This window comes from Acetonema longum DSM 6540, from assembly GCF_000219125.1.
GTDB classification, from domain to species: domain Bacteria; phylum Bacillota; class Negativicutes; order Sporomusales; family Acetonemataceae; genus Acetonema; species Acetonema longum.
The window spans coordinates 1-715 of record NZ_AFGF01000067.1; the positions used below are offsets into that span (position 1 = coordinate 1).

Annotated in this window: 2 protein-coding genes; both read right to left on the bottom strand. The window is 50.2% G+C overall.

What is annotated here, in order from left to right; genetic code table 11:
• Positions 1 to 6 precede the first annotated feature (6 nt).
• Positions 7 to 276 (bottom strand): spore coat protein CotJB, encoded by a 270-nt coding sequence (locus ALO_RS08425; protein WP_004094804.1) that lies wholly within the window; start codon positions 274 to 276, stop codon positions 7 to 9.
• 10 nt (positions 277 to 286) lie between these two features.
• Positions 287 to 619, bottom strand: a complete 333-nt coding sequence (locus ALO_RS22805) for a spore coat associated protein CotJA (protein WP_238528235.1) — start codon at positions 617 to 619, stop codon at positions 287 to 289.
• Positions 620 to 715: the final 96 nt, after the last annotated feature.

Below are 715 nucleotides of genomic sequence, written 5' to 3' on the forward strand. Positions count from 1 at the left end.
AGCCCCCTACAGTTCCCAGGGCCAAGGGCCACTGGCCCACTGCCACCCCTTACCGGCGTTGCAGCAGCCGCCGTGGCCGAAATTCAAGATCGGACCGTATACTTGTTCATACTCGCAGATAAGCTCTTGCAGTCTTTCTACGGCGCACTGATAATCCCGGAGGGCTTCTTCGTCACAGGGATGGGTATCCAGATAAAGGTTGAGTTCCACAGCGACAAACTGTATTTCCTGTATCTTCTTGAGCATGGCCGCCTGTTGTTCATGTTCACACTTCATGCGTTTCACCTCACAGAGGGGGCTGATAGGGCCCATATAATTCCGGAAACAGGGTACCTTTTTTTAAGGCTTCCTGCGGACTGAAGGCCTTGGTGTAGCACTGCCAGGGTACATAGGCATGAGCCAGCAGGACAGGTGAGGGAATATGGGCTTCATCCGTGACAGCATGCATAGAGCCGTGGTGCATACCTTCCGACATCTCATCCAAACACGGCTCCATACCCATATCGGGGTGGGGCATTGTTTTTTTCCCCATTCCGGACATGTGCTTCTTATGATGATCCATATCTTTCATTACGGCGGTAAATTCCGGCCATTTGTCACTTTTTTTCGGTTTGTTCACCGCATCATAGCCTCCTTCCATATTGACCTGCTATATCTTATGTGAATAAGACGACAAGTGACACACCCAACATACCATTCGTAAATCCAAAAGCAA

Coding starts and splice junctions, on each gene's coding strand:
- ALO_RS08425 (WP_004094804.1), bottom strand. CDS start 276: ATGAAGTGTGAACATGAACAACAGGCGGCCATGCTCAAGAAGATACAG.